Genomic DNA, 26906 nt, shown 5'->3' with positions numbered 1-26906 from the left:
GGCCGCTCCGGGGGAGGGGCCGCTTTACGTTTGGAATGACGCTGATGACACGTAGATTCAACTTCTGTGCCGGACCCGCGGCACTGCCTGCCCCCGTGCTCGAACGCGCCCGCGACGAGCTGCTCGACTATCATGGCCAAGGCTTGTCGGTCATGGAGATGAGTCATCGCAGCGAGGCCTTCGCCGACATCGCCGCCCAGGCCGAGCGTGACCTGCGCGAGCTGCTTGGCGTGCCCGACAACTACCGGGTGCTGTTCATGCAGGGCGGTGCCTCCAGTCAGTTCGCGATGGTGCCCTACAACCTGCTGGGCGCCGGAGGCACGCCGAACTACCTGTATACCGGCATCTGGGGCAAGAAGGCGATCAACGAGGCGCGTCATCTCGCGGGTGCCCACGTGGCGGCCTCGAGCGAGGCCAACGGCCTGACGGCCGTGCCACGTCCGTCGGACATTGCCGTCTCGGACGATGCGGCGTATCTGCATTACACCGATAACGAGACCATCGGTGGCCTGGCGTACGACTACATTCCCGAGGTCGGCGAGGTGCCGCTGGTGTGCGACATGTCGTCGTCGATCCTCTCGGGTCCGCTGGACGTGTCGCGGTTCGGGATCATCTACGCGGGAGCGCAGAAGAACATCGGGCCGGCGGGACTGACCCTGGTCATCGTGCGCGACGATCTGCTCGATCGCGCCTTGCCCTCGACCCCGACCATGTTCAACTACCGCGTGATGGCCGAGCATGGCTCGATGTTCAACACGCCGCCGACCTATGCCTGGTATCTGGCGGGGCTGGTGTTCGACTGGCTGCGACATGACGTCGGCGGTCTCGAGGCCATGGACCGCATCAACGATCGCAAGGCCGCCAAGCTGTATGCGGCCATCGATGCCAGCGGCTTCTACTCGAATCCGATCGCCACGGCCAATCGTTCGCGCATGAACGTGCCCTTCGTGCTGGCGGACGACGCGCTCAATGCCACGTTCCTGCGTGACGCCGAGGCGGCGGGGCTGTTGAACCTCAAGGGCCATCGCAGCGTGGGGGGCATGCGCGCCAGCCTGTACAACGCCGTGCCCGAGGCGGCGGTGGATGCGCTGGTCGATTTCATGCAGGAGTTCGAACGACGTCATGGCTGATCACGACATGTCCGATAACAACGTCCCCGTCACTTCGGCCGACCTGCCGGCATTGCGCGAGCGGATCGATGCGCTGGATAGCCAGATCCTCGAGCTGATCAGCGAGCGTGCCCATTGCGCGCAGCAGGTGGCGCAGGTGAAGACCGATTCCGATCCTCAGGCGACCTTCTATCGACCCGAGCGCGAGGCCCAGGTCCTGCGGCGCATCATGGCGCTCAACAAAGGGCCGCTCGACGACGAGGAAATGGCCCGCCTGTTTCGCGAGATCATGTCGGCGTGCCTGGCGCTGGAGCGGCCGGTCAAGGTCGCGTATCTGGGGCCCGAGGGTACCTTCACCCAGCAGGCAGCGCTCAAGCATTTCGGCGATAGCGCGGTGAGTCTGCCGATGGCCGCCATCGACGAGGTCTTCCGCGAGGTGGAAGCCGGCGCCGCGCATTTCGGGGTGGTGCCGGTGGAAAACTCCACCGAGGGGATCGTCAACAGCACGCTGGATACCTTCATGGACGCCAGCCTGCGAATCTGCGGCGAGGTGGTGCTGCGCATTCACCACCATCTGCTGGTTTCCGATACCACGCGTCGCGACAAGATCTCGCGGATCTATTCACATCCCCAGTCGCTGGCGCAGTGCCGCAAGTGGTTGGATGCGCATTACCCCAATGCCGAGCGAGTGCCGGTGTCCTCCAACGCCGAAGCGGCGCGCCTGATCAAGAGCGAATGGCACAGCGCCGCGATCGCCGGCGACATGGCCGCCAAGCGCTACGCGCTGGACAAGGTCGCCGAGAAGATCGAGGATCGACCCGACAACTCGACGCGCTTTCTGATCATCGGCCACCAGGACACGCCGATCTCAGGCGACGACAAGACATCCATCGTCGTCGCCATGCGCAACCAGCCCGGGGCGCTGCACGATCTGCTCGAGCCGTTCCATCGCCACAAGATCGACCTGACCCGCGTCGAGACCCGGCCATCGCGCACGGGGGTCTGGAACTACGTATTCTTCATCGACTTCAAGGGCCACCGCGACGACCCGCAGGTGGCGGCGGTGCTCGAGGAGATCACCCTGCGTGCCGCCGAGCTCAAGGTGCTGGGGTCCTATCCGGTGGGTGTGCTGTAAATGTCGGCAATGCCATGTGCCCCCGCCGAGCGGGGCATCCTCATCGTCGGCCTGGGGCTGATCGGCGGCTCCCTGGCCGCGGCCCTCAAGGCATCGGGGTATCGGGGACGCATCGTGGCCTGCGACTGTGATGCCGACGAGGTGGCACGCGGGATCGACATGGGGTTGATCGATGACGGCGGCACGCAGCTCGCCCCTTGGGTCGCCGAGAGTTCGCTGATCGTGCTGGCGGTGCCGGTGCTGGCAATGGAAGACGTGTTGCGAACGCTGGCGCCTCGGCTCGACGCGCAGGTGGTCACCGACGTGGGCAGCACCAAAAGTGCCATCGAAGCGGCAGTGGTGCGGGTCTTCGGGCATCTGCCGCCGCGTTTCGTGCTCGGCCATCCGATCGCGGGCTCCGAGAAAAACGGCGTCGCGGCCGCGGATGCGTCACTGTATCGACAGCACAAGGTGATACTGACGCCCCGCGAGGATACCGATCCCGACGCCTTGGCCCGCGTGCGCGCCCTGTGGGCGGCATGCGGTGCACAGTTGCTGGAAATGACACCGGAGCGGCACGATCAGGTGCTGGCCCGGACCAGCCATCTTCCGCATCTGCTGGCGTTCTCGCTGGTGGATACCCTGGCCCGTCAGGACGAGCGCCTGGATATCTTTCGTTACGCGGCGGGCGGGTTTCGCGATTTCACCCGGATCGCGGGCAGCGATCCCGTCATGTGGCGGGACATCTTCAGTGCCAACCGCGACGCGGTGCTCGGTGCGCTGGACGAATTCGAAGCCGGGGTGGCGCGGCTACGGCGCGCCGTGACCGAGGGCGATGGCGATGCCATGTTGGCGGTATTCGACCGTGCCAGCCATGCACGGCAATACTTCGATACGCTTTTGAACCAGACGAGTTATCAGGCGATGGAACAACGCAATATCCGCTACCGTGTGAGTCCCGGTGGTGCCGTCCGCGGTCAGATCCGCGTCCCCGGCGACAAGTCGATCTCTCACCGCTCGATCATGCTCGGCGCGCTGGCCGACGGCGTGACCGAGGTGCACGGCTTTCTCGAAGGCGAGGACAGCCTGGCGACCCTGCAGGCGTTTCGTGAAATGGGCGTGGCCATCGAAGGGCCGCATCACGGCCGCGTGACGATTCATGGAGTCGGGCTGCACGGCTTGACGGCGCCCGCCGGGCCGCTCTACGTGGGCAACTCGGGGACGGCCATGCGTCTGTTCGCCGGGCTGCTGGCGGGGCAGGCCTTCGATACCGAGCTGACCGGCGATGTCTCGCTGAACAAGCGTCCCATGGGGCGCATCGCCGATCCGCTGCGCGAGATGGGGGCGGTGATCGAAACCGCGGAGGGCGGCCGGCCGCCGCTGACGATCCGCGGCGGGCAGGCGCTTTCCGGCATCCGCTACGACATGCCCATGGCCAGCGCCCAGGTGAAGTCCTGCCTGCTGCTGGCGGGACTCTATGCCGAGGGGGAAACGCGAGTGCGCGAGCCGGCGCCGACGCGCGATCATACCGAGCGCATGCTCAACGGCTTCGGGTACCCGGTGCAGCGCGACGGCGATGAAGCCTGGCTGCAGGGAGGCGGTCGCCTGGCGGCATCGCCCATCGATGTGCCGTCGGATATTTCATCGGCCACGTTTTTCCTGGTGGCGGCGGCCATCACCCCGGGGTCGGACCTGCTGCTGGAGCATGTCGGCATCAATCCGACGCGTATCGGCGTGATCAACATACTCCAGGCCATGGGGGCCGATCTCACCCTTCAGGAGCCGCGCGAGGTGGGGGGCGAGCCGGTGGCCGACATCCGCATTCGCTATGCGCCGCTCAAGGGCATCGACATTCCGACCGATCAGGTGCCGCTGGCCATCGATGAGTTCCCTGCGCTGTTCGTCGCCGCGGCCAATGCCGAGGGCGTGACCCGGCTGCGCGGCGCGGAAGAGTTGCGCGTCAAGGAATCCGATCGCATCCAGGCGATGGCCGACGGCCTGACCACGCTGGGCGTGGACAATACCGTGTATCCGGACGGTATCGATATCGTCGGGCGGGCCAGCGCGGACGAGACGCCGGCAGCACACTACCGCGGCGGACAGGTCGATAGCCTGGGCGATCACCGTATCGCGATGGCCTTTGCCGTGGCGGCGCTGAGGGCCAGCGACGAGATCGTCATCGATGACTGCGCCAACGTGGCCACCTCGTTCCCCGGCTTCGTGGATCTCGCGCGTCGCGTGGGGCTGGTGCTGGACGAGCAGGAGGTGTCATGAGTTCGCCGGATTCGGCAATGCCCGTCCTGACCGTCGACGGCCCGGGCGGTGCGGGCAAGGGAACCGTGAGTCGCCTGATCGCCGAGCGCCTGGGCTGGCACCTGCTCGACTCCGGGGCACTGTACCGCCTGACGGCACTGGCGGCGCTCAAGCATGGCCTGGCGCTCGACGACGACATGGCACTGGCGAGCTGCGCCGAAACCCTGGATGTCGCGTTCGTGGCCCAGGACGGAGACGCCCGCATCATGCTGGAAGGCGAGGACGTGACGGGGGACATCCGCACCGAGGCGGTCGGTGACGCGGCCTCGCAGGTGGCGTCGCTGCCGCGCGTGCGCGATGCCTTGCTGACGCGTCAGCGCGACTTTCGCGCCGCGCCAGGCCTGGTGGCCGACGGGCGCGACATGGGCACGGTGGTGTTCCCGCAGGCCGAGTTGAAGATCTACTTGACCGCCTCGGCCGAGGAACGCGCGCGGCGTCGCCACGAGCAGTTGCTGAATGCCGGTGTGGATGCTAATCTAGCGAGTCTTCTAGAGGAAATAAAGGCTCGTGATGCGCGCGACATGCAACGCGCGGTGGCGCCACTCAAGCCGGCCGACGATGCTGTCTTGCTGGACAGCACGAGTCTTGCGATACCGGACGTGGTGGAGCGTATCGAAAGGCTACTCAGTGAACGTGGGCTCGACCTCCCGAACTGAGTAGCTGGGGTGAAACGGGCACCCATCCGGAGACCCTGGCCAGACGTCATGACGTGCGCGGGCGATAATCGAGAGCCTTCGCAGGTCGAACCAGCGCCAACGTCCCCAGGGATATGTAGGAAAGGCCCGCACTCGCTGGTGGTGCGGAGAACGAGCGGCCTGGCCGCTATTAACGTTGATCACGTAGGAACGACATGAGCGAAAGCTTTGCTGAACTGTTCGAACAGTCTCTCCAGGACATCAACATGGAGCCCGGTGCCATCGTCATGGCAACCGTGGTCGACATCGAAGGTGACTGGATTACCGTCAACGCGGGTCTGAAGTCCGAGGGGCAAATCCCCGCGGCGCAGTTCCGTGATGACAACGGCGAGTTGACTATCGCCGTGGGCGATGAAGTCAAAGTTGCCCTGGAAGCCGTCGAGGACGGTTTCGGCGAGACACGCCTGTCTCGCGAGAAGGCCAAGCGTGCCGAGGCCTGGAAAGAGCTGGAGGCGGCCTTCGAGAAGGACGAAATCGTCAAGGGCGTGATCAACGGCAAGGTCAAGGGCGGCTTCACGGTCGACGTTTCTTCCATCCGTGCCTTCCTGCCCGGTTCTCTCGTCGATGTCCGTCCGGTGCGCGATACCGCTCACCTGGAACACAAAGAGCTGGACTTCAAGGTCATCAAGCTCGATCCGAAGCGCAACAACGTCGTGGTCTCTCGCCGTGCCGTTCTCGAAGCCGAGAACAGCGCCGAGCGCGAAGCGCTGCTGGCGACCCTGCAGGAAGGTCAGCAGATCAACGGTATCGTCAAGAACCTCACCGACTACGGTGCGTTCGTCGATCTGGGTGGCGTTGACGGCCTGCTGCACATCACCGACATGGCCTGGAAGCGCATCAAGCATCCGAGCGAAATCGTGGCCGTCGGCGACGAAGTCAACGTCAAGGTGCTCAAGTTCGACCGCGAGCGCAATCGCGTGTCTCTCGGCTTGAAGCAGCTGGGCGAAGATCCCTGGGTCAACATCAAGGATCGTTACCCGGAAAACACGCGCGTCAACGCCCGCGTCACCAACCTCACCGACTACGGCTGCTTCGCCGAGCTGGAAGAGGGTGTCGAAGGCCTGGTCCACGTCTCCGAAATGGACTGGACCAACAAGAACATCCATCCGTCGAAAGTCGTTCAGGTCGGCGACGACGTCGAAGTCATGGTGCTGGATATCGACGAAGAGCGTCGTCGTATCTCCTTGGGCATCAAGCAGTGCACCACCAACCCGTGGGAAGACTTCAGCGCGCGTTACAACAAGGGCGACCGTGTTGCCGGGACCATCAAGTCGATCACCGATTTCGGTATCTTCATCGGTCTCGAAGGCGGCATCGACGGCCTGGTTCACCTGTCCGACATCTCCTGGAGCGAGCCCGGCGAAGAAGCCGTGCGCAAGTTCAAGAAGGGTGATGAAGCCGAAGCGGTCATCCTGTCGATCGATCCGGAGCGTGAGCGCATCTCGCTGGGCATCAAGCAGCTCGAAACCGATCCGGTTTCCGAGTACCTGGCCGTGAATGACAAGGGCAGTGTCGTCACTGGCCGTGTCGTCGAAGTCGACGCCAAGGAAGCTCACGTCGAGCTGGCCACCGATGTCGTCGCCGTGCTCAAGGCCTCCGAAATCAGCGCCGATCGCGTCGAAGATGCACGTAACGTGCTCAGCGAAGGCGACAGCGTCGAAGCCAAGATCGTCGGCGTCGATCGCAAGAACCGTGCGATCAACCTCTCGGTCAAGGCGAAGGATCAGACGGATACCCGTCGTGCCATGGGCAAACTGCGCGACCAGGAAGCTGAGCCGCAGTCCGGTCCGACCACCATCGGTGATCTGATCAAGCAGCAGATGGGCGGCGAATAAGCCCGCACATCGCCGTCGCGTCCCGCACGCGACGGCCTTGGCTCGCTAAGCCAAACGAAAACCGTGCCTCGCGAGAGGCACGGTTTTTTTTGTGCATCATTTCCGAGTGACGCGCTCCAGCTCGTGCTATCCGGCCCCCGGGACCGACGAAATTGGCACACAGGTGCTACGCTGATCTCGATCGAGAGCCGGTGTCGAGGATGCAAGCGAAGCGTCGGCATCCAGCGTCGATCCGGGGTGACTCGGCCCTTCTCGAGAGTCACATCTTCGCCTTCCACGAGCGCTTCGTCATGCCAATCCCGAGTCGTCAGCGCCTTCTTGCCGATCACCTGCCCGATGCCGTCCAGGCACGACTGGGCATAACGCCGAAAGCCTCGACATTGCCCGATGCCGTGCTTGGGGGCATCGATGGCTGTGTGACCACTTTCGCGGTGGTCTCGGGGGCATTCGGTGCCGGATTCTCGCCACAGGTGGCGCTCGTGCTGGGTTTCGCCAACTTGCTGGCCGATGGCTTGAGCATGGCGGTCAGCAATTACGAGGCAGGTCAGGCGCAACTGGCCCAGATCGCCAGCGCTGAGCGCACCGAACATCGACATATTGCCCTGGTGCCCGAAGGCGAGCGCGAGGAGATTCGCCAGCTGTTTCGCGCCAAGGGGTTCGAGGGCGAACTGCTCGAGCAGGTCGTGGAGGTGTTGTGCCGCGACCCCGAGGTCTGGGTGAGCACCATGCTGCGAGAGGAATATGGCTTGTCACGCGAGGGCCTGAGCCCCCTCCGCGCCGGACTCGTCACCTTCGCGGCCTTTCTGGGAGTGGGGGCGTTGCCCTTGTTGCCGTACGCGTTGCCGGGGCTGAGCGTCGTCACGCAGTTTCTGACAAGCCTGGGCGTGGCCGCCGCTGTCTTCCTGGGTATCGGCATGCTGAAAAGTGCGGTCTATGGCCTGCCGGCCTGGCGCTCGGGGCTGCGGACATTGTGCATGGGATCCGCCGCCGCCGGGCTGGCATTCGTCTCCGGCCATGGCGCGCAAATGCTGCTGGGCGGCTAGAGAGGGCGCAGGGGAACCATCCGGCTGCGGCCGGGGCGAGAGACATGTGTCGGGGCAATGCCAGGCCGGAGTGTGTCCGGCCGGGGGCAACGCCGGGGCCTACGAGGAGGAACGCGGATTACTGCCCGCTTTCTCCAGCGTCGATAACACGCCTCGTAGAATGGACAGCTCCTTGCGGGATGGCTGTGCACGCGCGAAGAGTGCGCGCAGGTGATCCTCGGTACGCGCATGAGGTTGCGTCAGGAAACCCGATGTCACCAGGGCCTCGTGCAAATGCGCCTCGAAATGGGCCATCTGGTCGCGGGTCGGTAGCGAGGGCGGTGTTTGCGAGGTCGCGGGGCTGGCCTGGTGATGACGCCAGGCTCGGCGCACCTCGTAGGCCAGGATCTGCACCGCCTGGGCGAGGTTGAGCACGCCATATTCAGGGTTGGCAGGGATGCTGACCTGGTGCGTGCAATGGCGAATCTCATCATTCGTCAGCCCGAAGCGTTCGCGACCGAATACCAGGGCTACCGGGGCGTCTTGTGCATGCTCGATCAGCTCGGACGCCATGGGCTCGGGGTCGTCGAAATGCGGCAGGGGAAGGCTGCGCAGCCGCGCGCTGGCACCTACCACCTGCACGCAGTCACCCACGGCTTGCGCGATGTGTTCGACGACGCGTGCGTTGTCGATGACATCGGTGGCGCCTGCGGCCAGCCGAGTCGCTTCCGCGTCCGGAAAGCTGCGCGGATTGACCAGCACCAGGTCGCTGAGGCCCATGGTTTTCATGGCGCGTGCCGCCTGGCCGATATTGCCGGGGTGAAAGGTCTGGACGAGTACGATGCGAATATTGGAGAGCATAGGAAGTCGCGAGGCAGTCTAGGGCAGGGCGATAGTGTACTTGGGCTACGGGCTACGGGCTACGGGCTACGGGCTACGGCACCGGTGACCGGCCGGCAACGAAAAACCCCTGCCGGTCGCCCGGCAGGGGTTCGTGCCACGGGACAGGGCCCGGGAATCGGCTGGCAGCGTTACATCATGCCGCCCATGCCTCCCATGCCGCCCATGTCCGGTGCGCCGCCACCGGCTTCTTTCTCGTCCGGGTCGTCGGCGATCATGGCTTCGGTGGTGATCATCAGACCCGCCACGGAACCAGCGGACTGCAGCGCGCTGCGCGTGACCTTGGCCGGGTCGAGAACGCCCATGTCGAACAGGTCGCCATACTCGCCGGTTTGTGCGTTGTAACCGTAGTTACCTTCGCCGGCCTTGACCTGGTTGACGATGACGGACGCTTCCTGACCCGCGTTGGTCACGATCTGACGCAGCGGGGCTTCCATGGCGCGCAGGGCGATGGCAATCCCGTGGGTCTGGTCTTCGTTGTCGCCCTTGAGGTCGACGAGCTTGTTCAGGATGCGGACCAGAGCGGTACCGCCCCCCGGCACCACGCCTTCCTCGACGGCAGCACGAGTCGAGTGCAGCGCGTCTTCGACGCGAGCCTTCTTCTCTTTCATCTCGAACTCGGTGGCTGCGCCCACGCGGATGACCGCGACACCGCCGGCCAGCTTGGCGACACGCTCCTGCAGCTTCTCGCGATCGTAATCGGAGCTGGTGTCTTCGATCTGGGCGCGAATCTGGCTGACGCGCGCTTCGATATCGGCTTCGACACCGGCACCGTCGATGATGGTGGTGTTTTCCTTGGACATGGTGACGCGCTTGGCGCTACCCAGGTGGTCCAGGTTGGCCTGCTCGAGGGTCAAGCCGACTTCCTCGGAAATCACGGTACCACCGGTGAGGATGGCGATGTCCTGCAGCATGGCCTTGCGACGATCACCGAAGCCGGGCGCCTTGGTCGCCGCGGCCTTGACGATGCCGCGCATGGTGTTGACCACCAGGGTGGCCAGCGCTTCGCCTTCGATGTCCTCGGCGATGATGCCCAACGGCTTGCCGGACTTGGCGACGGCTTCCAGCACCGGCAGCAGTTCGCGGATGTTGGAGATCTTCTTGTCGACCATCAGCAGGTACGGATCTTCCAGTTCCACCATCATGGTGTCCTGGTTGGTCACGAAGTAGGGCGACAGGTAACCGCGATCGAACTGCATGCCTTCGACGACTTCCAGCTCGTCTTCGAAGCCGCGACCTTCATCGACGGTGATGACGCCTTCCTTGCCGACCTTCTGCATGGCATCGGCAATGATTTCGCCGATACGCTTGTCGCCATTGGCGGAAATGGTGCCGACCTGGGCGATGGCCTTGGCATCGGTGCAGGGCACGGAAAGCGACTGGATTTCCTTGACGGCGGCGTCGACGGCCTGGTCGATGCCACGCTTGAGGTCCATCGGGTTCATGCCGGCGGTGACGCCCTTCATGCCCTCGGTGACGATGGACTGCGCGAGGACGGTTGCCGTGGTGGTGCCGTCGCCGGCCACGTCAGAGGTCTTGGAAGCGACTTCCTTGACCATCTGTGCGCCCATGTTCTCGAACTTGTCCTTGAGTTCGATTTCCTTGGCGACGGATACACCGTCCTTGGTCACGGTGGGAGAGCCGAAGGACTTTTCCAGTACGACGTTACGTCCCTTCGGACCGAGAGTTACCTTGACCGCATCAGCCAGAACGTTAACACCACGCGCCATGCGCTTGCGGGCATCATCGGAGAATTTGATTTGTTTAGCTGCCATGTCTAGCTCTTCCCATTAGTAGGTAGTAGGCGCGATGCATCGCGCAAACGTGAAACGAAAATGTGCTCGGCGAGCGTGAAGATCACTCGGCGACGGCGAGAATGTCGCTTTCGCTCATGATCAGGACTTCTTCGCCATCGATTTTCTGCTTCTCGACACCGAAGCCATCCTTGAAGATCACGGTGTCACCCACCTTGACGTCCAGCGGGCGCACTTCGCCGCTCTCGAGAATGCGGCCGTTACCCACGGCGAGGACTTCGCCGCGAGTGGGCTTCTCTTGAGCATTACCCGGGAGCACGATGCCGCCAGCGGTCTTCTGCTCTTCTTCCACGCGACGGACGACGACGCGATCGTGCAAAGGACGGATTTTCATTGCTCACGTTCTCCTGATGGTTACATGGGTCATGTGGTAATCCCGTGACGCCAGGCGCACGGGGTGAAGGCTAGGCCTTCTGTTTATAAAGCCGACGCATCAATGCGTTACGGCCGAATCGTCTGTTAAGGCCCTTGATTGGGTCGACGTCACCACTTTCAAGGGGCCTTGATGAAATTTTTCAATGCCGGGAATCGTCCTTCCCTATGTAATCGCCCTCGATCGGGCGATCGCGCTGCGTTCCGCCGTCATGAGCGTCTTCCCGGGGACGCGCATGCTCGTGCCAGGCGTCGTCCGCATGCTGGCCGGGGCGCTGGGCGTGACCGCCCATCGAGAACATGCGGGCCCGCCAGCCACCCTGCTTGAGCCCCTTGCCGAGCAGGCGGCGGCTGCTGGGAATGAGGCACAAGAGCCCCAGTCCATCGGACAGAAAGCCCGGGGCGACGAGCAGCGCCCCGCCGAAAATCAGCGCGGCACCGGTAATAAGTTCGTCCGAGGGGATTTCCCCCTGCGCAAAGCGTGCCTGGGCACGCTGCAGCGTCTGGACGCCTTCGCGGCGGATCAGATGAAGTCCCAGTGCGCCGGACAGAAGGACCAGCGCCAGCGTAGGCAGCAGGCCGATCTGTCCACCGATGGCGAACAGGATCACGAAATCGAGCAGACCGAAAAGCGTAATGAAAAGTAACAGTGGCATGACGGCTCCGTAAGATCGACTAGGCAATAAATGGTGGCACGAGTGTGAATTGCAAGGGAGACATGGCGACGAGATGGAGAGGGCGTGAGGTGCATGCTAGACTCTTTATGCTGCAACGCACAAAACGGGTGGCGTGGGTGGAAGCCACCGGTTCATGAGGAGGAGAGGCCATGCGGCTTGATGGTGCGGTAGTGGGCATAACGGGAGGCGCACAGGGGCTGGGGCTGGCGATGGCGGCCGAACTCGGGACCCAGGGGGCGCGTATCGCGTTGTTCGATCGCGATGAAGAGATCATGCAGGAGGCGGTGACGACGCTGAGCCAGGCGGATGTCGAGGTACATGCCTTCGCGGTCGATGTCGCCGATGAAGAGGCCGTGGCCCGAGCGTTTGCTCAGCAGCATGCGCTGCTCGGACCGCTCGATGTCCTGATCAACAATGCCGGCATCACGCGCGATGGCCTGCTGGTGAAGAGCCGGGACGGTCATGTCGAGTCACGCATGAGCCTCGAGCAATGGCAGCAAGTGCTCGATGTCAATCTGACGGGGGTCTTCCTGTGCGGTCGCGAGGCGGCGACCCAGATGACCGAGGCCGCGCGTGGTGGCGTGATCATCAATGTGTCGAGCATTTCCCGGGCGGGCAACATGGGGCAGAGCAACTACAGTGCCTCGAAGGCAGGGGTCGTCGCGCTGACGGTGACCTGGGCCAAAGAGCTGGCGCGCCAGGGAATACGCGTGGCGGCGGTGGCGCCGGGATTCATCCGCACCGAGATGACCGCCTCGATGCGCGATGACGTGCTCGAGAAAATCAGCCGTGGCATCCCTCTGGGGCATCTGGGCCAGCCAGCGGATATCGCGCACAGCGTGCGTTACATCGTGGAGAATGACTATTTCACGGGCCGGGTGCTGGAGTGCGATGGTGGTCTGAGGGTCTAGGGCCTGGTGTCCGGCGAGCCGGGGCAGGGAGTGCGACATGGCCCGCGCATCGGCGCGCGGGCATGCCGGACCGTCGGTGCGATCAGAAGGTCACGCGGTTCTCCAGGTCGTGCACGGTTCCCTCGCCGATGCCGCTGACGCGGGTCAGGTCCTCGAGAGACGCAAACGGCCCGTTGGCTTCACGATCCTCGACGATGGCCTGTGCCTTGACCTCGCCGATGCCCGGCAATTCGGCCAGAGTCTCGGCGGTGGCATGGTTGATGTCGATGGCCTGCGGCGCGTTCTCCTGCGCCAGGGCCAGCGGAGCGGCACTCAGTGAGAGCGCCAGCAGGGTACAGCTGAGCAGATACTTCATCGAAACCTCCCTTGCATCATTTCTAATACATGCCGCTTTACCCTATCCAGTTCCGCGCACACGGCGTGTAAGCCTTTGCTTACAAAACGTGTAGGTGAAATGCTTAAAATTAAAATAACCTTATTTAGCAATGCTTTATTTGAGGCGCAAAACGTGCGGGCCTAGGTGGCGCGACGACCACGACGGTATAATCCCGGCTTCATCTCGCCGTTTATGCAGGAGACCCCATGTCGCCGGACCTCGATACGCCGCTGATCATCGCACTCGATTACCCACGCCTCGATCAGGCACTCGCTATGGCCGAGCGCCTGGACCCATCGCGGTGTCGCGTGAAGGTCGGCAAGGAACTGTTCACCCGCACCGGGCCCCGGGTTCTGGAGGCCTTGCACGGGCTGGGGTTCGAGGTCTTTCTGGATCTCAAGTTTCACGATATTCCCAATACGGTGGCCGGCGCCGTCGAGGCCGCTGCCGATCACGGCGTATGGATGGTCAACGTGCATGCCGGCGGCGGGCGCCGAATGATGGAGGCGGCCCGGGAGCGACTGGAACGTCGTCGGCTCGGTACCCATCTGATCGCGGTCACGGTGTTGACCAGCATGGAACGTGATGACCTGATCGAAGTGGGCGTCGAGGCCGAGCCGCTGTCACAGGTCGAGCGTTTGGCGAGGTTGGCGCAGCAGAGCGGCATGGCAGGCGTGGTGTGTTCCGCGCAGGAAGCGGCGGCGTTGCGTGCTACGTGCGGCGACGACTTCCTGAAGGTCACGCCCGGCATCCGGCCGCGTGCGTCGAGTGCCGACGACCAGCGCCGCACCCTGACCCCGGGCGAGGCGATGGCGGCCGGCAGTACGCATCTGGTGGTGGGACGCCCGGTCACGCAGGCGCCGGATCCGATGGCGGCGCTGGCGACCATCGAACGCGAGCTTGCGGAGCCGTCGTAAGGACGCGGCTACTCGCCTTCCAGTCCCGTGATCGGCTTGGTGGTGCCCCAGCTCTGGCAGCGCGGGCATTGCCAATGCAGTTGTGCGCTGCCGAAGCCACAGCGATGACAGCGATGACGGGGGCGTGCTGCCAGCAGTTTCTGAGTATGTTGCTTGAGCAGCAGCAGGCGTTCGCGGTCGCCGTGATTTTCGCCGATCAGGTACAGGTCCATGAGGTAATCGACGCCGCGCAGGCTGGGGTGCGCTTGGAGCTGTTCGCTGATCAATTCGATGGCCGCGTCCTGGCCTTCGGTATTGAGTCGGGACGCCGCGAGCATGATCACGACGCTGGTGAAGTGCGTTTCCTGCAGCTTGGTCTCGAGAAATGCGCGCCAGCCCGACTCGTCTTCCAGGCGTCGATAGGCCTCATGCAAGGGCTCGAGGATGACCGGCAGAAAGCCCGGGTCCTGCTCGGGGATGCGCTTGAGATGGCGAATCACGGCCTTGTAGTGGCCGGTATCCCGTTCCAACTCGGCCAGCAGCCAAGTGGCCCGTACGCAGCTTTCGTCGATCGACAGGGCCTGGCGCAGGCGCTTGCGTGCCATGCCGGGGCTGGCATTGTGCCGGTCGCGCTGGGCGAGTTCGCATAGCCAGTGCGCTGCGGCGCGCTGGATGTCCGCGTCCTGGCGGACGAGCTGCGGCGTGGCGACATCCAGCGCCTGCTGCCATTCCTTCTCGCGCTGCAGGAGGTCGACCAGCAAGCGCTTGGCGGCATCGCGAAGGCCTTCATCGGGGACGTCCTTGACGAGGCTCTGCAGCAAGCGTTCGGCGCGGTCGAGCAAGCCGAGGTGGAGGAAGTCGCGCGAGAGTTCCAGCTGCACCAGGCCGCCCTGATGGGGGGTCAGGGTAGGGCGGGCCAGGAGGTTCTGATGAATCTTGACGGCACGATCGGCTTCGCCGCGAGAGCGGAACAGATTGCCCAGCGCGATATGGGTTTCGATGGTGTCGCTGTTGACCTCGAGCGCTTGCACGAACGTCTCGATGGCACGATCCGGCTGCTCATTGAGCAAGTGGTTGAGGCCGATGAAATAGTCCCGGGGCAGGGACACGCCGGGAGCGGGTTGTTCGCGAGCGCGCCGGCGCTCGCGCCGTCCCAGCCACCAACCGATGGCAATCGCCGCGACCAGCAGGCCAAGCAGCAGTGGATCAAGCATTCAGGGCGCTTCCTTGAACTCCTGGGTGCGAAGCCGATCCAGTTCCTTGCGCTGCTGTTGGTTATGGCGTTGCGCGCGGGTCAACAGGGTCCGCAGACGCAGATAGATGCCGGTCATCGCCAGCATGCCCAGGATCACCCCGCAGGCCAGCGAGAGCAGTAACCAAAGGGATAGCGACGCAGGCGGCAATTCGACCCAGATCAGGTCGAGGGGCATGGCCTGCTGGTTATTGACGGCGAACAGGATGCCGAGCAACAGGACGACCAGAAGGAGAATGGCCAGCACGACACCTTTAAACCAACGCATGGGCAGGTTCCTTTTGCATGAGGGATGGCGCCCGGTATCGGATCGCGTTCGATAAGGCGGCTTCACCGTGACATTCAGCGATCGTTGTCGATTCCGGACCTGATGGGTGGCGATGATAGCACGCCGTGTCGTGTCCCATTTCTCGCCTCCCCGGCGTGTCCGTCAATAGCCGAGCGCGCGACTGGCATTGACCTGTTCGCGCAACTCCTTGCCGGGCTTGAAATGCGGTACGTACTTGCCTTGCAGATCGACGGGGTCGCCGGTCTTGGGATTACGCCCGGTACGCGGCTCCCGAAAGTGTAGGGAGAAGCTGCCGAACCCGCGAATCTCGACACGTCCGCCGCTGGACAGCGATTGCGTGATGTCTTCGAGAATGATCTTGACCGCAGCTTCGACCTCTTTGGCCGACAACTCGGGTTGGCGTATGGCGATTTGCTCAATCAACTCGGACTTGGTCATCGGATGCCTCCAAGCGATACCATCGCTCCGCTGCGGCAAGCAGCAGGGCGAGCGCGATATTGTTGTGATTTCAGCATACTGCTCAAACCTTGATAAAACAACGCACTAGCACAATTCAAGTCTAGCTTAGCCGGTTTTCGGCAAAGAGGGGAAACGATGTGTCACGTCAGGCCCTCGGGTATACTCGTGGCCTGTTCACGACTTCGCACTGGGAGCTTTCATGCAAGACGACGCCACCACCAAACGGCTTTACTGGCACTCGCGGCGCGGCATGTGGGAGCTGGACCTGCTGTTGATCCCCTTTCTCGAGCATCGCTACCCCCAGCTCGACGATGCGGACAAGGCACGCTATCAGGCCTTGATCGACCAGGAGGACCAGGACCTCTTCATATGGCTGATGCGTCGCGACTGGCCTTCCGACCCGGAATTGCGGCGTATCGTGCAGATGATCGTCGACTATGCCGAAACCACTTCCAACGCTCAGTATCGCACCCTCTAGGCTGGCGCTGACGGCGCATCTGGGAGTCTGGGCCTCGGTGAGCGGGCTGGCCGTTTCCCTGGGCAGCGCCTGGCTGGCCGGCTCGGTCATGGTCAGCGGTGGCCTGCTGATGGGACGCTGGTGGTGCGGCCAGCGCCGCTGGGAACTGCGCGAAAGCGTCGAAGGACGGCACGCCACCTGGCAATGGCGTCGTCCCGGCGAGTCGTGGCAGGTGGTGCATCCAGCGCCGGTACGCGTGGGCGCCTGGTTGATCGGCCTGCGTATCGGGCATCGCACGCTGTGGCTGTGGCCGGACAGCGCATCGGCGACGTCGCGCCGCCTGCTGCGTGTACGGCTTCTGGCCTCGATGCCGCAGGTTCGGCGCTGACGCGTCACCGTGGCAGACGAAGCGCACGTCGATCGCGAGCGCTTGGTAACCTGCTGGGAGAAGGCGTGGCCGTGGGGCATGGCAGTGTGTGGAGGTGTCGCTCAGTTGGGCTTGTCCTTGTCGCCGTCGCGCCGCCCCTGGGACGGATCCAGCGGCATGGCCAGGCGGTCGCGGATCAAGGCCTGGCGCGAGGCGCGTCGACGCAAGCGGGCACTGGGCAAGCGGTTGATGGTCTGCAGCGTGTCGATCAGCGCCTGGGTGAGGCGTGCCAGCTCGCGGTTGAGCCATAGATAGCCGCTTGGGCTGAAGAGTGCGCGACCGTCGTCGGCATGCACGCTCAAGGTCGCTTGCGCGTGACGCTGCAGGTCGAAGGCGACCACCGTGAGGTCGATGCTCTGCCCGGTGCGCACTTGAAAGGCCAGGCTGCCCAGGGCGCGGGCCAGGCGGTGCTGCTCGTCACGCAAGCCTTCCAGACCGGCGATGATGTCGTGGCCGGCTCGGGTCGCCCAGTGCGTCTCCAGCAACAGCTCGATGGTCGACAGCATGCGTCTTTCCAGCGACAGGATGCGTTCCAGGTCGTCGCGGTGCAGGCGGCGCTCGCTGTGGATGGCGTCCACCAGGCCACGTTGCTTGACCAGTTGCGTGGAGGTGGTCTTGAGCAACTGGCGCGTATCGACGTCTTCCTGCTGGGCGGCGCTCGTATGGGCATGATAAAGGCGCGCCAGCTTGTCGAGGTTGTCCGCCAGCAAAAAGCGCAGCAAGTCGGTGGCTTTCTGCGGCAGGATGAAGAGCGTGGCGAGAATGCCGACGAGCGTGCCGATCAGGACGTCGAAGGCGCGCCACAGCGCGATGCCCAGATCCTGATGCCCATCGCCGACGACCATCAGGAGCGTCACGCCGAACATCAGCGCACTGTAGCCATAGCGCGTGGCAAAGGTGGTGTGCGTGGCCACGGCGATGCCGATCAGCGTCCAGGCGGGAATCACCCAGGGTGCCGGTGCCGGGATCAGCACCAGCAACACGCCCCAGATCGCGCCGAGTACCGTGCCCAGCAGGCGCTGTCCCCCCTTGTCGATGACGCCGCCGATATGCGGCAGGTTGCCCATCACCATCATCGTGCTGACCAGCGCCCAGCTGCCGTGGGGAATCTCGAGGGTCAGGATGATGACATAGGTGATGGCCAGCGCCAGCGATGTGCGCAACACGTGCAGACGATGGCGATAGCGATAGATGAAATACGGATCGCGGAGGCGTGAAAGCGACATCACCGTGAGCGTGCCTCCGTGGGGGTGTCGATTGGCGTGGCGAAGTAAGCGTTCGATAGGGGTGGCGGAAAGGTCGGGAACATGCGTCGTCGTCACCAGGCGGTCGGGATGGCCGTGTCGGGCGCCCAGTGTAACCAAGCGCCCGAGGTGTTGTCCCGGCGCGACGCGTCAGCGTGGCGTGGGGGAAGGGCGAGCGCCACGCCCCTTGCCGCGCGCCAGTTTCGCCGCATGGACCATGCTGGCGGCCCAGAGCAGCAGCAACAGCAGCAGCCAGATGAAACTCAACCAGCGGATGGGAATCGTCATCAGGGTTAGCAGTGCGCCGAAGCCCGCCAGCCACAGTGCCGCCCAGCCCCAGCGGCGCAGGAACAGGTGGCCGAGCCCCGGCAGCAGGAATGCCAGCAGTAACGTGATGAAGAGGCGGTGGCGCATGACGTCTCCTTGAGGATGATGGTTACCTTGGGCCTGCCCCGTGCCAGTTGCGTCGCCATCACGAAGGCGTGTCGCGATACAGCGCATCCAGGGACGGGGTCGAACGCTGCTGGCGCCGGGCCGCGTCCCGCAGCGGGCCGAGTATCGCTTCACGTTCGGTGGGGCGGCCGGCAAGCACATCTTGCAGCATCGAGGCGCGATTGTCGGCCGTGGCCTCGATGACTTGCCAGATCAGTGCCGACCAGCCGGCCGCGGGAGGCTCGACACCCTGACCTTCGATCAGCGGCCCGATTTCGTCGATGAGTGCGTCGACCATGCGTCGAAACGGCCGATCGCGCAACTGGCCGTTGCGAATTCGGTGGCGTGCCACGAGAGGATTGATGGCGGCATTGACGGCCAGCTTGTGCCACAGGCGCTGCGCGATGTCGTCATCGACCTGCGCCCTCATCCCCGCTGCCGTGAGTGCCTCGACGACGCCATGCGCCAGGTCGGGCCAGGCGTGGTCGAGGTCGCCGATCCAGGTGACGCCCGTTCCGGCATGGACGACGCACGTTCCGCCGTCGGGTGCGGATTCGACATAGGCCCCCTCGGTGGTGCTGGCACAGAGCACGGGACCCAGCCACTGACGCGTGACGATCGGCTGGACGCGGAAGCCGTTCTGCAACAGCAGCAATGGCGTCCGGGCGTCGACATGCGCGCTCAACGCGTCCAGGGCGGTCTGGGTGTCATGGCTCTTGGTGGCGAGCACGACCAGGCCCGGTGGTGTCGGATCCGATACCGCCAGTGACGTCAGTGTGCAGCAGGGCACGTCCAAGGCGTGATCGACGCCGCTTGGGTCGCGATAATGCAGCACGTTCGGGGCGTCGCGGCGGCCGATCAGGCACACCGGACGCGCGACGCTCAGGCGGGCGGCGAACAGGCGTCCCATGGCGCCGGCACCGAGCAGCCACCAAGGAGACGAGGCGGGCATCATGTCTGGCCTTTCTTGGAGGAGGTGCGACGCCTGGCCGTGGACTTCCCGGCGCGGCGTCGGGGGCTGGACGAGGCGTCGCCGCTGCCGCGCCGGGTGCCGCGCTTCTTGCCCCGCGAGGGCGAGCTCGGCTCGGCACCGCCGGTGGTGGCCAGCGCCTGGCGCATGCGTGCGGCATCCGCCTGGTCGAGCAGTTGGCGGACATCACCCACCAGCGCGTCGAGGAAGGCATCCGCATCGCCGCGGCCCTCGGCGATGTCGGCAAGACGTTGTTCCCAGAGTGCCGTTCGCTCGGGACGGGTGGCGGTATCCGGCAAGGCCTGGATGAGCGCGCGTCCGGTGCGAGTGGCACGTAACGCGCCTTGCTGACGCACGATATAACCGCGCGTGACGAGGGTTTCCATGATTCCCGCGCGCGTGGCCTCGGTCCCCAGTCCGTCGGTATCCCGCAAGGTACGCTTGACCGTGGCGTCGTCGACGTAGCGGGCGATGTTCATCATGGCCTTGATCAGGCTGGCATCGGTGAAGGGATCCGGCGGCCGTGTCTGACGATCCTCCACCGCGCAGTCGACGACCCGTGCCGCCTCGCCTTCGTGCAGCGCGGGCAAGGGCGGGGCCTCGTCGCGCGTCGTGAAGAGCGGCTTCCAGCCAGGCTCGAGAATCTCGCGCCCCTGGGCACGAAAGTGCTCGCCGTGAATCGAGAACGCTGCCTTGACGTCGCGGGTCACCAGCGGTGAATAGAACTGCGCCAGCACGTTGCGCGCAATCAGACGAAAGACATTGGCCTCGTCGCCGGTCAGGCGGGAGGCGTCGAACGTCCGCCCGGTGGGTGCCAGGGCGTGGTGGGCGCCGACCTGCTTGTCGTTCCAGGCGCGCGAACGGCGCGAAAAATCCGCCCCTTGATACCACCCGCGCAGGGTGGCGTCCTGGGCGCAGGCCGTGTCCAGCGTCTTCTTCGCCGCGGCGAAATGCCCCTCGGGCAGGTAGCGGCAATCCGAACGCGGATAGGTGATCAACTGGTGGCGTTCATAGAGTGTCTGGCAGATATCCAGCACGCGCTTGGCCGGCAACTTGTAGCGGCGCGCGGCATCGACCTGCAGGGCAGAAAGCGAATACGGCAACGGTGCCGATTGCGTCTGTCGCTTGCTCTGCAACTCGCTCAGGTGGCCCTCGGCGCCGGGCAGATGGGCCGCCAGGGCCTCGGCCGGGGCGCGCTCGAGCAGTCGGCCCTGCTCGTCGAGTGGGTGGGGGGCTTGCGGTTGCCACCAGGCACGCAGGGTTCCGTGCTCGACCTTCAGGTCCGCCCACAGGGGGTAGAAAGGGCGTGGCGTGAAGGCTTCGATGTCCAGGTCGCGGCGCACGATGAGCCCCAGCACCGGGGTTTGCACGCGGCCGACCGACAGGACGCCCTGATAGCCGGCCTGGCGACCGGTGAGGGTCCAGGCGCGAGACAGATTGATGCCATATACCCAGTCGGCCCTCGAACGGGCCTCGGCGGCCTCGAACAGCGATTGATAACGCGCATTGTCCTCGATGCACTGCAGGGCCTGGCGCACGGCGGGGCGATTGAGGTCGCTGACCAGCAGGCGCGAGATCGAGCCGCGCCAGCCCAGATGCGCGATCACCTGTTGCACCAGCAGTTGCCCCTCGCGGTCGGGGTCGCCGGCGTGCACGACGGTGTCGGCACGCTTGAGCAGCTTGCGAATCACCGCCAGCTGCGCGCGCGCCTTGGAACGCGGGATCAGCTTCCATTGCCGGGGCACGATGGGCAGATGATCCAGACGCCATTGCTGATAGCGGGCGTCGTAGGCGTCGGGCGGTGCCTGCTCGAGGAGATGTCCCACGCACCAGCTGATGCAGGTCTCCCCGCACACCAGGTAGCCCTCATGGCGCTGCGGCGCCGTTGGCAGGGCATCGGCGATGGCTCGTGCCAGGCTGGGTTTTTCGGCGATGATCAAGCGCATGGAGACGATTTCCGGCTATCGGGCGGTCAGTTTGCCACGTCCCCCGGAACGTGGCGAAACGGGGTGCGAGGTCTCAACGGCGTCCGAAGAGTCGGCGCGCGCGGACGAGGGCGCGATACCAGTCGCGGTGCGGGCTGCCCACGGCAGGCGGGCGATGGCTGAGAAAGCTGACGTTGCGCGAGTCGCCACGCCCCGAGAGGTTGATGTTGGACAGCATCTTCAGGGTGCTGTCGCGAGCGCCGTACTGACGTTTGAGAAACTCGATGGCTGCGGGCTCCAGTTCGACACGGTAGTGACGCACCAGGGCCAGGGCGAGCGATTCCGCCGCGCGCGACAGCTCGGTGTCGACCTCGCGAACCATGGAGGCTCCCAGCGCGGCCTTGGCGGCCGCCGACAGGTTGGGTTCGATCTGGCCGAAGTCGGCGGCGTTGGAACTGTTGATGGCCCGCTGGGTGGCTGGTTGCGACAGTCCGACGTGCGGTTCCAGGGCAATGAAAATCTCGATCGCCAGGCGCTTGGCGGCATCCACGCCGACGCTGAGCCGGGTGTCGCGATGGCGCGAGGTGATCCCCGCCTGGGTCAAATAGCGGGCCAGATGCTTGCATACGCGTGCCTTGGCCTCGTCATCCAGGGCGATGGTGCGCTCGCGGATGCGCAGGCCGCGGCGCCCCGGTCCCAGGCGCAGTCGAGTGGTATCGTCGGAGAGACTGGCGGTGATGCGCTCCCAGCGGTCCACCGACTTGAGCAGTTGAGCGTGACTGCGGCCGACCTGCTCGTAAGCGCTGGACACGCTTTTGTAGAGCTGGATGGCGTTGGCGAGAATGTCTGACTTGGTGCGCAGCGCGCGCTTGCGTTCTTCCTGGCCGGCTTCCACGGCCTGGGCCAGGTGCACGATTTGCTCGGCGAGCGCATCCATGGCTTTCACCGAGCGTTCCAGCAGCAACTCGGCGCGGAGCCCCGACGCGGCGTCCTCGACCAGGGTGCCGGACTGCTCGGCGAGGTACACGTTGAGTGCCTTTAGGCGCGACAGTCCTGTTGCCTGCGCGATGCGCTGGCGTGCCCGGGCCTCTTCCAGGTTGTCGAAGGCCTGAGCGAGTCGCCAGCGTCCGCGGTATTCGAAAGAGAGCACGGGAATCTCGCGGCCGCTGATCAGCTCGAATGCCAGGATCAGCATTTCTTCGACGTCCTGCAGCGTCATCAGCAGATCGTTGTCCTGCTCGATGGCGGCCATGACGCGCTCGATGAAGTTCTCATCCCGCGGCACGCCCTGGTGCAGGTCGGGGGCGCGTCCCTCGAAGCGTTCCCGCAGCAGGTGCGTGGCGATCGGCGCGGCTTCGTAGAGGGCGTTGAACTGGGGCTCCAGGATATCCCGGTACTGAGCGACCAGGTCGCGGATCCGGGCATGCAGCCCGACTCGGCGATAGACGTCGATCTGGCCGATGAGGCGTGCACTTTCGCGGTCGTCGAGGAGCTCGATGGCGGCCAATTCCACGCCTTCCGGCGAGAGGTCGTGCTTGCGCAGCAACATGGCGGCGGCTTCGCGCCGCCTTGCATCGCCCTCGAGGTTGTCGACGATCAGGTCCCGCGTCACCAGCAGCAGCTCGGGGAGGGCCTTGATGACCTGTTCGATCTGGCCCGAGATCTTTTCGGCCTTGCGCCCGCGTGTGAGGTGGTAGCCGAGGTTGGCCAGGATCCCCGCGGCGCCGGTGATCACCGTGTAGGAAATGAAGAACACGTAGTTCTCCATGGTCGGTGCCTTGCCATAGCCGAGGAGATAACCACCCCAGGCGCCGAGCAGGGTCACCGGACCGGCGGTCCACAGGATCTGCATCAGGCTGACCGACCATGGCACCTTGTCGACCGCCGCGGTGATGCGACGGATCTCGTTGCGCCCCTCGCGCTCGAGGCGTACCTGCGAGGTTTCTTGAGTGGTCGATGATTTACGCTGAAACGGCAACGGCAGGAGCACGATGACATCCCTTGATATGGCGGGCCTCGGACAAGCGGCGACAATACCCGAAAAGCGACGATGGTGCACGAAGCGGTGCGACGGATGAGGGCGGCTCGCCGGACATGCTAGAATAAGGCGATTTTTTCAGGAGGGTCGCGATGCTGGCCGCATGGGTAGAACAGTTGCTGGGGTATGCCAGCGGTGCGTTGAAGGCGATACGCGACAATGAACACTATCCGGCGCTGATGACGTGGGCACGCGACGAGGGTGCCATGCGTGTCGGCGGTGAGCTGGGTGTGGCCCAGGCACTGGCGCCCTTGTTGTGGAACCAGACGCCCCTGGTACGGCTCGATTTCGATCCCGAACCCTTGGCCTGGCCGGGGCGCAACGAGCCGTGCTGGTGCGATTCCGGGCGCAAGACCAAGCAATGCTGCGGTGCGGTGGATCTGCCCGGCGCGATACCGCCGCACTTGATGTGGATGCTGTCGCTCAAGGAATGGACCGGCGAGACGCTCAAGGCGGCGCTGGCGAGCGGCAAGGCGCCGGATCAGGCGCTTCTCGAAGCCGGCTTGATCGCGGCGGAAAGCGGTCAGCGCGGTCGGGCTCAGCAGATACTCGAGAGCCTGTTCGCCACCGAGCGCGACTGGTCGCGCCTGCCGGAACAGGCCGAGCCGGCCTTCGAGATCCTGGTCGATCTCTATCAGGCGCGGGGGTTTCATCGCAAGCGTGCGGCGTTGCTCGATGAAGTGCTGGAACGCGGGCCCACGTTCCTGCGCGGCGTGGCACTCGAGCGCCTGTGCCTGATGCACCTCGACAGCGACGATCTCGCCAGCGCACGCGAGGCGTTCGTGCGTGCCCAGCAGACGCTGCCGGACTCCCCGACACTGGCCTATATCGAGGCCATGCTGCTGTTGCACGAAGGTCACCCCGAGGAGGCGCGGGCGCGGGCGCATTTCTGGTGGCGCCGGTTGTCCAAGCGCGCCGACCTGGAGGCCGAGCAGCTGCAGTTCCTGGCCGATCTCGCCGCCAACCCCGAGGCGACCCTGGCCGAACAGATGATTCACTCCGAGGAGGCGCTGGCCGAGCCGCTGGCGTCGTTGTCGGCCCTGCTCGAAACTCTCGAAGCGCCGCCACGGCTGACGTTGACGCTGACGCCCGAAGGACGCGTGGAGTATCACGCCACGGCACGCGAGGATACGGCCTTTGCTGCCTGGTTCGAGCATTTTCAGGCGGCCATCGATGAAGATGCCGCACTGAGTTTCGCCGCCGACCCGTGGGAAAACGCCGCCGAATGGCTACCTGCGCTGTGCGCGCACCCGGAATGGCTGGGTGCCCCGGCGGTGCTGCAGTCGTTGAGCCTGGCCTTGACCAGCCGCTTCGGAAGCCTGCCGTGGATGGCGGACAGCTTCTTCGCGCCGCTGGCGACACGCTTCGAGGCGTGGTTGGCGCAGGTCGAGGCGCTGGGAGGGACCTTCGCCTGGGACGATGCCGACAATGCCATCCTGCTGCGTTGCGCCCTGTCGCTGATCGTGGGGATGGAGCGCGGCGCGCGGATGCGTTCGCGGCATCTCGCCGAGCGTGTCCTGAAGCTCGACGAAGAAGACGACCTGGGGCTGCGCGAACTGGTCCTCGACCAACTGCTGCGTGAAGGGCGTGACGACGAAGCGGCCGAGTTGAGCGGGCCGGTCGACGACGAGGAGGTGATCGGCGTGGCGATGGCGCGCGTACTGGCGCTTTATCGCCTCGCACGGCGCGACGAGGCGGCCCGTGCGCTGGCCGCCGCGCAGCGCGCCAACCCCTATCTCGTGCCGATGCTGTGCGATGAGCGCCCGCGCCCGGTGGCACTGGCCGTCGATGCGCCGGCGCCGGGCACGCGCGCGGAAGCCTGGCAGTACCGGCAGCTGATGCGCGACCAGTGGCTGGCGACGCCGGGCGCCCTGGCATGGCTGGCGGAGCAGCGCTGAGCGCCGGTCGCTCTCATGCCCGCGCCGTCGGCCAGCGGCGACGGGCGATCCACAGCGCCAGCAGCACGGCGGGAATGCCCATCGCGGCGCTCAGGGTGAAGAAGCCTGCGTAACCGGCGCTATCCACCACGAGTCCCGAAAACCCGCCCAGGAACTTGCCCGGCAGCGTCATCAGCGACGAGAACAGGGCGTACTGGGTGGCCGTGTAGGCGCGCGAGGTCAGGCTCGACAGGAAGGCGATGAAGATCGTGCTGGCCAGGCCATTGGCGAGGTTGTCGCTCATGATGGTGACGATCAGCATGGGAAGGTTGTGCCCCAGGTTCGCCAATGCCACGAACAGCAGGTTGGTCAATGCCGTGGCCAGCGCACCGATCACCAGCATGCGTCCCAACCCGTAACGCACCACCAGCAAACCGCCGGCCACGCCGCCCAGGATGCTCATGGCGATGCCGAACACCTTGGTCACGTTGGCGATTTCCGACAGGCTGAACCCGAGATCGATATACAGCGGGTTGGCCATCGCGGCCATGGCCAGATCGCTGATGCGATACAGGCCGATGAGCAGCAGCAGCCACAGTGCCGTGCGCCCGTGTCGAGTGAAGAAGTCGGTGAACGGACAGACGATGGCGCCCATCACCCAGGCTCCGAGGCGACGGCGGTGCCGGGGAGCGTGCCGGTGACGGTGGAGAAAGCTGCGCACGCGCGGTTCGCTGGCGAGCTGCGCTCCCAGCGGCGAGCGCGGCGGCTCCGGCCTGATCAGCGTGGTGAGCATGCCTACGCCGACGAGTGCCGCCATGCTGGCATAGGCCGCATGCCAGGAAAACGCGTCGGCGATATATAGCGCCCCTGCGCCGGCGGCGAGCAGTCCGCCCCGGTAGCCGATGATGTACATCGAGGCCATGGCGGCCTGGACGCTTTCCTCGGCGGATTCGATGCGATAGGCGTCAATGACGATATCCTGCGTCGCCGCGCCGAACGCCACGACCAGAGCCAGGCCGGCGATCCAGCCGAGATGACCGAGGGGCGAGAGGCCGGCGAGGCCCAGCAAGCCGGCGGCGATCGTCATCTGCGCGCCCAGCATCCAGCCACGGCGTTGTCCCAGCCAGCGACACAGCACGGGCAGGGCGAGACGGTCCACCACCGGCGCCCAGACGATCTTGATCGAATACAGGATCCCGATCCACGAAAAGAAGCCGATGGCGGCGACTTCCACGCCTGCGTCGCGCAACCAGGCGGTGAGGGTCGAGAACACCAGCAAAAAGGGCAGGCCGGCGGCGAAGCCGAGAAACAGCATGGTGATGACCGGCGCCTGCAGATAGGTCGCCAAGGCGTCGCGCCAGCGGCGGCGCTCGACAGGGTGAGTCATCCGTTCCTCCCGTGAGCGAGCCGCCGGGCGCGGCTCGGACATGAACCCGACACAATGCTAGAATGCGGCAGTTTGCACTGCGGTGGCCTGCGTTCCAGGCGAAGGCCGGAACCGT

Annotated in this window: 25 protein-coding genes; 11 read left to right on the top strand and 14 right to left on the bottom strand. The window is 65.0% G+C overall.

All coding sequences use genetic code 11. The features are described 5' to 3' along the window. Positions 1–44 precede the first annotated feature (44 nt). From serC to CSAL_RS11015, 6 genes are all read left to right on the top strand, one after another. Complete coding sequence (gene serC / locus CSAL_RS11040; protein WP_035412352.1) at positions 45–1130, top strand: 3-phosphoserine/phosphohydroxythreonine transaminase; 1086 nt, start codon at positions 45–47, stop codon at positions 1128–1130. After that, on the top strand, positions 1123–2244 hold the full coding sequence (pheA, locus tag CSAL_RS11035; RefSeq protein WP_011507463.1) for a prephenate dehydratase: 1122 nt from the start codon (positions 1123–1125) through the stop codon (positions 2242–2244). The genes serC and pheA overlap by 8 nt, the downstream gene beginning before the upstream one ends. Beyond that, positions 2245–4497, top strand: coding sequence for a bifunctional prephenate dehydrogenase/3-phosphoshikimate 1-carboxyvinyltransferase (locus CSAL_RS11030; RefSeq protein ID WP_011507462.1), 2253 nt, complete (start codon positions 2245–2247; stop codon positions 4495–4497). It begins immediately after the preceding gene. Then, a complete protein-coding gene (gene cmk, locus CSAL_RS11025; RefSeq protein ID WP_011507461.1) occupies positions 4494–5192 on the top strand; it encodes a (d)CMP kinase in 699 nt (232 codons plus the stop codon). Before CSAL_RS11030 ends, cmk begins: the two co-directional genes overlap by 4 nt. A 194-nt stretch (positions 5193–5386) precedes the next feature. After that, positions 5387–7066, top strand: a complete 1680-nt coding sequence (gene rpsA / locus CSAL_RS11020) for a 30S ribosomal protein S1 (RefSeq protein WP_011507460.1) — start codon at positions 5387–5389, stop codon at positions 7064–7066. 290 nt (positions 7067–7356) lie between these two features. Further along, positions 7357–8109 carry a VIT1/CCC1 transporter family protein gene (locus CSAL_RS11015; RefSeq protein ID WP_043559455.1) on the top strand — a complete coding sequence of 251 codons (753 nt, stop codon included), beginning with the start codon at positions 7357–7359 and terminating at the stop codon, positions 8107–8109. Between the two features lie 99 nt (positions 8110–8208). Here the strand turns inward: CSAL_RS11015 and CSAL_RS11010 are convergent, their stop codons facing one another. The 4 genes from CSAL_RS11010 to CSAL_RS10995 all read right to left on the bottom strand — a co-directional run bounded on the left by CSAL_RS11010 (position 8209) and on the right by CSAL_RS10995 (position 11830). Next, the gene (locus CSAL_RS11010) at positions 8209–8949 is read right to left on the bottom strand and encodes an RNA methyltransferase (protein WP_011507458.1); all 741 of its coding nucleotides are present in this window, start codon (positions 8947–8949) and stop codon (positions 8209–8211) included. Between the two features lie 170 nt (positions 8950–9119). Continuing rightward, positions 9120–10763 (bottom strand): chaperonin GroEL, encoded by a 1644-nt coding sequence (gene groL, locus CSAL_RS11005; protein ID WP_011507457.1) that lies wholly within the window; start codon positions 10761–10763, stop codon positions 9120–9122. An 82-nt stretch (positions 10764–10845) separates the two neighbouring features. Beyond that, positions 10846–11136 (bottom strand): co-chaperone GroES, encoded by a 291-nt coding sequence (locus tag CSAL_RS11000; RefSeq protein ID WP_011507456.1) that lies wholly within the window; start codon positions 11134–11136, stop codon positions 10846–10848. Between the two features lie 181 nt (positions 11137–11317). Continuing rightward, the gene (locus CSAL_RS10995; protein ID WP_011507455.1) at positions 11318–11830 is read right to left on the bottom strand and encodes an FxsA family protein; all 513 of its coding nucleotides are present in this window, start codon (positions 11828–11830) and stop codon (positions 11318–11320) included. Between the two features lie 170 nt (positions 11831–12000). Between CSAL_RS10995 and CSAL_RS10990 the strand changes: the two genes are divergently transcribed. After that, positions 12001–12762, top strand: a complete 762-nt coding sequence (locus CSAL_RS10990; protein WP_011507454.1) for an SDR family oxidoreductase — start codon at positions 12001–12003, stop codon at positions 12760–12762. 82 nt (positions 12763–12844) lie between these two features. On the opposite strand, the gene CSAL_RS10985 is transcribed toward CSAL_RS10990, so the two are convergent. Continuing rightward, positions 12845–13117: a ComEA family DNA-binding protein gene (locus tag CSAL_RS10985; RefSeq protein WP_011507453.1), complete on the bottom strand. Its 273-nt coding sequence runs from the start codon at positions 13115–13117 to the stop codon at positions 12845–12847. Between the two features lie 227 nt (positions 13118–13344). Between CSAL_RS10985 and pyrF the strand changes: the two genes are divergently transcribed. Continuing rightward, the gene (gene pyrF / locus CSAL_RS10980) at positions 13345–14055 is read left to right on the top strand and encodes an orotidine-5'-phosphate decarboxylase (RefSeq protein ID WP_011507452.1); all 711 of its coding nucleotides are present in this window, start codon (positions 13345–13347) and stop codon (positions 14053–14055) included. 8 nt (positions 14056–14063) lie between these two features. Here the strand turns inward: pyrF and lapB are convergent, their stop codons facing one another. From lapB to CSAL_RS10965, 3 genes are all read right to left on the bottom strand, one after another. After that, positions 14064–15248: a lipopolysaccharide assembly protein LapB gene (lapB, locus tag CSAL_RS10975; protein ID WP_011507451.1), complete on the bottom strand. Its 1185-nt coding sequence runs from the start codon at positions 15246–15248 to the stop codon at positions 14064–14066. Further along, a complete protein-coding gene (locus CSAL_RS10970) occupies positions 15249–15554 on the bottom strand; it encodes a lipopolysaccharide assembly protein LapA domain-containing protein (RefSeq protein ID WP_011507450.1) in 306 nt (101 codons plus the stop codon). 162 nt (positions 15555–15716) lie between these two features. Continuing rightward, complete coding sequence (locus CSAL_RS10965) at positions 15717–16013, bottom strand: integration host factor subunit beta (RefSeq protein ID WP_011507449.1); 297 nt, start codon at positions 16011–16013, stop codon at positions 15717–15719. 220 nt (positions 16014–16233) lie between these two features. On the opposite strand from CSAL_RS10965, the gene CSAL_RS10960 reads away from it, so the two are divergent. Then, a complete protein-coding gene (locus CSAL_RS10960; protein ID WP_011507448.1) occupies positions 16234–16512 on the top strand; it encodes an FAD assembly factor SdhE in 279 nt (92 codons plus the stop codon). Next, positions 16472–16879 (top strand): hypothetical protein, encoded by a 408-nt coding sequence (locus tag CSAL_RS10955; protein ID WP_187290057.1) that lies wholly within the window; start codon positions 16472–16474, stop codon positions 16877–16879. Before CSAL_RS10960 ends, CSAL_RS10955 begins: the two co-directional genes overlap by 41 nt. Before the next feature lie 101 nt (positions 16880–16980). Here CSAL_RS10955 and CSAL_RS10950 read toward each other — a convergent pair whose 3' ends face one another. From CSAL_RS10950 to CSAL_RS10930, 5 genes are all read right to left on the bottom strand, one after another. Next, entirely contained in the window at positions 16981–18144 is a 1164-nt protein-coding gene (locus CSAL_RS10950) for an FUSC family protein (protein WP_043558416.1), read from the bottom strand. A 168-nt stretch (positions 18145–18312) separates the two neighbouring features. Beyond that, complete coding sequence (locus CSAL_RS10945; RefSeq protein ID WP_011507445.1) at positions 18313–18576, bottom strand: hypothetical protein; 264 nt, start codon at positions 18574–18576, stop codon at positions 18313–18315. 58 nt (positions 18577–18634) lie between these two features. After that, entirely contained in the window at positions 18635–19549 is a 915-nt protein-coding gene (locus CSAL_RS10940; protein ID WP_244846340.1) for a ketopantoate reductase family protein, read from the bottom strand. Next, positions 19546–21510: a DNA topoisomerase III gene (locus CSAL_RS10935; RefSeq protein WP_011507443.1), complete on the bottom strand. Its 1965-nt coding sequence runs from the start codon at positions 21508–21510 to the stop codon at positions 19546–19548. The genes CSAL_RS10940 and CSAL_RS10935 overlap by 4 nt, the downstream gene beginning before the upstream one ends. A gap of 73 nt (positions 21511–21583) precedes the next feature. Then, the gene (locus tag CSAL_RS10930; protein WP_011507442.1) at positions 21584–23479 is read right to left on the bottom strand and encodes a hypothetical protein; all 1896 of its coding nucleotides are present in this window, start codon (positions 23477–23479) and stop codon (positions 21584–21586) included. Between the two features lie 140 nt (positions 23480–23619). Here CSAL_RS10930 and CSAL_RS10925 point away from each other — a divergent pair, with 140 nt between their 5' ends. Next, positions 23620–25425 (top strand): SEC-C domain-containing protein, encoded by a 1806-nt coding sequence (locus CSAL_RS10925; RefSeq protein WP_011507441.1) that lies wholly within the window; start codon positions 23620–23622, stop codon positions 25423–25425. Positions 25426–25438: 13 nt separating this feature from the next. Here CSAL_RS10925 and CSAL_RS10920 read toward each other — a convergent pair whose 3' ends face one another. Continuing rightward, a complete protein-coding gene (locus CSAL_RS10920) occupies positions 25439–26791 on the bottom strand; it encodes an AmpG family muropeptide MFS transporter (protein ID WP_011507440.1) in 1353 nt (450 codons plus the stop codon). Positions 26792–26906 lie beyond the last annotated feature (115 nt).

The organism is Chromohalobacter israelensis DSM 3043 (assembly GCF_000055785.1).
GTDB classification, from domain to species: domain Bacteria; phylum Pseudomonadota; class Gammaproteobacteria; order Pseudomonadales; family Halomonadaceae; genus Chromohalobacter; species Chromohalobacter israelensis.
The sequence above is the reverse complement of the archived record's forward strand: the minus strand, read 5'-3'. Positions and strand labels throughout refer to the sequence as shown.

Bases quoted from the DNA above. Each gene is read 5' to 3' on its own strand.
- serC (WP_035412352.1), top strand. From the start codon at position 45: ATGACACGTAGATTCAACTTCTGTGCCGGACCCGCGGCACTGCCTGCC.
- pheA (WP_011507463.1), top strand. From the start codon at position 1,123: ATGGCTGATCACGACATGTCCGATAACAACGTCCCCGTCACTTCGGCC.
- CSAL_RS11030 (WP_011507462.1), top strand. From the start codon at position 2,245: ATGTCGGCAATGCCATGTGCCCCCGCCGAGCGGGGCATCCTCATCGTC.
- cmk (WP_011507461.1), top strand. From the start codon at position 4,494: ATGAGTTCGCCGGATTCGGCAATGCCCGTCCTGACCGTCGACGGCCCG.
- rpsA (WP_011507460.1), top strand. From the start codon at position 5,387: ATGAGCGAAAGCTTTGCTGAACTGTTCGAACAGTCTCTCCAGGACATC.
- CSAL_RS11015 (WP_043559455.1), top strand. From the start codon at position 7,357: ATGCCAATCCCGAGTCGTCAGCGCCTTCTTGCCGATCACCTGCCCGAT.
- CSAL_RS11010 (WP_011507458.1), bottom strand. From the start codon at position 8,949: ATGCTCTCCAATATTCGCATCGTACTCGTCCAGACCTTTCACCCCGGC.
- groL (WP_011507457.1), bottom strand. From the start codon at position 10,763: ATGGCAGCTAAACAAATCAAATTCTCCGATGATGCCCGCAAGCGCATG.
- CSAL_RS11000 (WP_011507456.1), bottom strand. From the start codon at position 11,136: ATGAAAATCCGTCCTTTGCACGATCGCGTCGTCGTCCGTCGCGTGGAA.
- CSAL_RS10995 (WP_011507455.1), bottom strand. From the start codon at position 11,830: ATGCCACTGTTACTTTTCATTACGCTTTTCGGTCTGCTCGATTTCGTG.
- CSAL_RS10990 (WP_011507454.1), top strand. From the start codon at position 12,001: ATGCGGCTTGATGGTGCGGTAGTGGGCATAACGGGAGGCGCACAGGGG.
- CSAL_RS10985 (WP_011507453.1), bottom strand. From the start codon at position 13,117: ATGAAGTATCTGCTCAGCTGTACCCTGCTGGCGCTCTCACTGAGTGCC.
- pyrF (WP_011507452.1), top strand. From the start codon at position 13,345: ATGTCGCCGGACCTCGATACGCCGCTGATCATCGCACTCGATTACCCA.
- lapB (WP_011507451.1), bottom strand. From the start codon at position 15,248: ATGCTTGATCCACTGCTGCTTGGCCTGCTGGTCGCGGCGATTGCCATC.
- CSAL_RS10970 (WP_011507450.1), bottom strand. From the start codon at position 15,554: ATGCGTTGGTTTAAAGGTGTCGTGCTGGCCATTCTCCTTCTGGTCGTC.
- CSAL_RS10965 (WP_011507449.1), bottom strand. From the start codon at position 16,013: ATGACCAAGTCCGAGTTGATTGAGCAAATCGCCATACGCCAACCCGAG.
- CSAL_RS10960 (WP_011507448.1), top strand. From the start codon at position 16,234: ATGCAAGACGACGCCACCACCAAACGGCTTTACTGGCACTCGCGGCGC.
- CSAL_RS10955 (WP_187290057.1), top strand. From the start codon at position 16,472: ATGCCGAAACCACTTCCAACGCTCAGTATCGCACCCTCTAGGCTGGCG.
- CSAL_RS10950 (WP_043558416.1), bottom strand. From the start codon at position 18,144: ATGTCGCTTTCACGCCTCCGCGATCCGTATTTCATCTATCGCTATCGC.
- CSAL_RS10945 (WP_011507445.1), bottom strand. From the start codon at position 18,576: ATGCGCCACCGCCTCTTCATCACGTTACTGCTGGCATTCCTGCTGCCG.
- CSAL_RS10940 (WP_244846340.1), bottom strand. From the start codon at position 19,549: ATGATGCCCGCCTCGTCTCCTTGGTGGCTGCTCGGTGCCGGCGCCATG.
- CSAL_RS10935 (WP_011507443.1), bottom strand. From the start codon at position 21,510: ATGCGCTTGATCATCGCCGAAAAACCCAGCCTGGCACGAGCCATCGCC.
- CSAL_RS10925 (WP_011507441.1), top strand. From the start codon at position 23,620: ATGCTGGCCGCATGGGTAGAACAGTTGCTGGGGTATGCCAGCGGTGCG.
- CSAL_RS10920 (WP_011507440.1), bottom strand. From the start codon at position 26,791: ATGACTCACCCTGTCGAGCGCCGCCGCTGGCGCGACGCCTTGGCGACC.